A 3,680-nucleotide genomic window follows, 5' to 3' on the forward strand; every position below is an offset into this window, starting at 1 on the left:
ACCACATTGTCGATGGCGACAGTCCGACCGTGCGCCTGGAACAGAACGGGAGCAGCGGCTTTACGGCCCAGACCTGGGACATCGCCGGCAACGAGACCAACTTCTTCGTGCGGGATGTGACCAACGGTAGCCTGCTGCCATTCAAGATTCGGCCCGGTGCCGACACGAACAGTCTCGTTCTTCACAACGGAAACGTCGGGATGGGTATCTTGACCCCTGCTGCGAAACTGCATCTGCAGACCACCCAGGCCGACGGGATGACCTTCACGATGACCGAAACCGGAAATTCGGCAGGGACCGGCCCGGGCGCCAACCAGGACTGGCAACTGACGATCCGCGATGCGGATGGTGGCCTCGGTTTCAATGACCCGGATAATACCGGCGCAGAAATGTTCCTGTCTACCGACGGCAATCTCACGCTGAAGGGAACCCTCACGACAGCGACGCAGACCATTCCGGATTACGTCTTCGAGGACAGTTACGCGCTGCGTCCGCTGGATGAGGTTGCGTCCTTCATCGACGAGTTCGGACACCTGCCCGGCATCCCGTCCGCTCAGGAATACGCTGACCGTGGTGGCGTCAATCTCAGTGAGCTTCAGATTCTGCTTCTCGAGAAGGTCGAGGAACTGACCCTGTACACGCTGCAGCAGCAGGATACGATCAAGCAGCTGGAAAGCGAAATCGACGCACTCAAGACTGCGCGCGATTAACCCGCCCACCGACGCGGGAGCCGGCCTGTCAGGCCGGCTCCCCGTCGAATCGGTACCCGAACGCCTCGATATCCTTTTTGTAGATGCGACCCACCAGCTCAGCGTCTTTCTGCCCGAAATATGCCGAATAGTGTTTGCGCTCGGTTTTCTTGAGGTGGGGCAGCTCTGCCTTTTTTTGAATGCCGATTGCCGCGCACAACTTGTGAAAATCCTCCGCCAGCCGCTCGAATCTCAATAGCCGGTCGACAAGCAATTCACCCGATTCATCGCACAGCCAGTAGCTTTGCGGTGCGAGCATGAGTGGATTCTTTATGAAATAGGGATCCCGACGCCGCAGGCACAGATCCAGCCAATCGTTGAAATCGATCCGCGAGTCAGCCAGGCCGGTCTGATTGGTCGTGACCCGCCAGTAATACATGGAGACGAGACGATCCCACGGATTGCGGATGGTGGAAAATGTAGTCATTTCCGACCATTTGCGCCAACCCAGAAAAGCTGCAATGTCGCATGCCCTGACGTGCTGATATCCTGATATGTCAAGCGCGGCGCGAATGCTGCTTCCACCTGTCTTGTTGATGTGCACGAAAACGAACCCCCGGTCAGCCATGTCATCGACTGCGGGTTTCCAGACAGGATTCTCGTTCGCCGTTTCATTCATCGATCAATCCGCCTCGTATCGGTCTTTCGATCGCCTGGGACGACCGATGAAGGATTGCCGGATTCGAACCAGGTGCCCGCCGCAACGGCGCGCCTTCGGCTTCGATCAGGGAAGACCACATCATGGGCCGAAACGCCGGGTCACTCGGAGCCGGCCGCCGCCGGGCTTGGCCTCACGTGGGGGAACGGAATGTCCGGAATCGGTTTCCCGATAAACGAACACAACTTCTGCCATTCATCACCCTCGAAGACATTCATTCGCAGCAGGCGCAACCCGTCGTCCGCAAAGTAAGCGTCTACTTCCTCGTAATGTCGCAAGTATCGTGCAAGATAGCGTTCACGTTGTCCGTCCGGCGAGCCGACGCCATAGATCAATTTCCGCATCTCGGTACTGTGCTTCGCGAAAAAACTTTCGACACTGCCGATCCAGTCCATTGGATCCCGCATCGTGAGCACGAACTTGGCGTCGGGCACGTACCAGTCGATTTCACGAAAGAGGACAGGCCAGGGGTTGTCCTGGAACGCGTCGTATTGCTCGATCAGCGGGCGCACAAGCGACCATAGTCCGAAGTGAATTCGGCGGTCATGAACGAAGTTGGGTCCAGTCACATCAAACCCCAGGTCCTCCAGCGCTCTGCCGATACTGCTCGTACCCGTCTTGTGAAAGCCTATACAGAAAACTTTGGTCACGAATCCTCCGTCTTCCAGCCTGCTTGCCGTCCACGCTACAATTCTAGCTCACCCGGCACCGGAACCAGGATGAGCGATAACGTCCACATCGGATTCATCTGTCAGGCTGGCCGCCTTGAGGCCCAGAGCTGCGTGCTGGCCGCATCGATCGCAGCCCGGCTTGGGGACAGTGTTCGAATGACAGCAGCGATCGGCGGAATCGAGTCGGGAAGACCCGGCCCGTCCGACCGGACACTGCGTTTTCTCGAGGCAATTGGAGCAGAAATACGCCCGCTCGAGAATCCCCTCTCCTCCGATTATCCAATCGGCAACAAGTTGGCCTGCCTCAAGATCCTGGAGACGACCTCGCGGGTTGCGCTGTTCATGGACAGCGACATGATCGTGCTCGATAACTTTCTGAGCCACCTGGAACCCGCCTTTCAGTTCATGGCCAAACCGGCCGACGCGCTGACCGCTGAACTTGACGACGATGAGTGGAAGCGGGTTTTTGCAGATCATGGCATTTCAGTTCCGACAGTACGGTACCTGTCGACCCATACGGGCGAACCGGGTATTCCATATTTCAATGCCGGCTTCATCGGTCTGTCCAGCGAAAGGACGCTCGCAGACTGCTGGATTCGGCATGCCCGCCAGATGGCAAAAGCCCGCGGACGACACGATTACCACCTGGATCAGATCTCGCTCACGCTCGCAGTCTACGACCAGAAGCTCGATGTTCGGCCCGTGTCGGAAAACCTCAACTTTCCCGCCCACCTCCGCCCGGTTCCGGAAAGCGATCAAACTGCCGTCGTCCACTATCATCAGCCGGACCGGGTCTCCGGAAGTCGCCGGATCAGGAACGCTGTTGCTCACTTGCTGGACGACTACAGAATGCTCGGGCCCATCCTGACCGACGATCCCGAATGGCGTTGGGCGGCGGAGATGGGACCGAAAAGAAAGTTCCGGACACTTCCACGCCGTTCGCCGCGCTGCGGTGGTCCGGATTTCATCATTACGGGAATTCCGCGTTCCGGGACAAGTCTGTTTTCGTCCTGCATAGACGGGCTTGGCGACGCCATCGTGATCAACGAACCCGCTGAAGTTTTCGGTGCGCTGGAGCATCCGGGCGGTTTCGGGCTGGCAGCTTACTACCAGCGGCTTCGGGGCCAGATCCTGACCGGGCAGGCCGTGCCGAACAAGGTAGACTCTACGGGGCGTTTGGTCGAAGACACTTTCGCATCGGACGTCCGAACCGACCTGCGCTACGAGCCCGGGAGCGATGCTTTTCCGCTGGGAACGAAGAACACGCTGGCTTTCTCGGCCCGGCTCGAACAAATTGCAGAGTCCATGCCCGAAAGTCCGATATTCTTTTGCATTCGAAACCCGATCAGCACCATTGCCTCATGGAGCCGATCATTCGAGCATCTTCGCATGGCGGTGACCGGAAAGGCCCGAATCGGGACGTCGAGCGACCCTTTCCTGGCGGGGGTGGAAAGGCGGCAACTCGAACGAATCGAGGCCGAGCCCGAAGTCGAAATCAGGCGCGCCATGTGGTGGAATTTTCTCGCCCGGCGGGCCCTGAAGAACATCAACCGACTGGAAATCGTCAGATATGAGGACTTCAGCGAAGACCCGCGGACTCTT

General features: G+C 58.2%; 4 protein-coding genes. 2 read left to right on the forward strand and 2 right to left on the reverse strand.

Going from position 1 to position 3,680, the window contains the following annotated elements:
- Positions 1-29 precede the first annotated feature (29 nt).
- Positions 30-710: a hypothetical protein gene (locus LCF60_RS23770; RefSeq protein ID WP_292295009.1), complete on the forward strand. Its 681-nt coding sequence runs from the start codon at positions 30-32 to the stop codon at positions 708-710.
- A gap of 28 nt (positions 711-738) precedes the next feature.
- On the opposite strand, the gene LCF60_RS23775 is transcribed toward LCF60_RS23770, so the two are convergent.
- Positions 739-1,368 (reverse strand): sulfotransferase family 2 domain-containing protein, encoded by a 630-nt coding sequence (locus LCF60_RS23775; RefSeq protein ID WP_292295010.1) that lies wholly within the window; start codon positions 1,366-1,368, stop codon positions 739-741.
- A gap of 140 nt (positions 1,369-1,508) precedes the next feature.
- Positions 1,509-2,057: a sulfotransferase family protein gene (locus LCF60_RS23780; RefSeq protein ID WP_292295011.1), complete on the reverse strand. Its 549-nt coding sequence runs from the start codon at positions 2,055-2,057 to the stop codon at positions 1,509-1,511.
- Between the two features lie 69 nt (positions 2,058-2,126).
- On the opposite strand from LCF60_RS23780, the gene LCF60_RS23785 reads away from it, so the two are divergent.
- Positions 2,127-3,680 (forward strand): hypothetical protein (locus LCF60_RS23785; protein ID WP_292295012.1); only part of this gene is annotated, 1,554 nt, incomplete at its 3' end.

Origin of the sequence: Marivita sp. (genome assembly GCF_020055635.1) — a bacterium.
Lineage (GTDB): Bacteria > Pseudomonadota > Alphaproteobacteria > Rhodobacterales > Rhodobacteraceae > Marivita.

Coding starts and splice junctions, on each gene's coding strand:
- LCF60_RS23775 (WP_292295010.1), bottom strand. CDS start 1,368: ATGAATGAAACGGCGAACGAGAATCCTGTCTGGAAACCCGCAGTCGAT.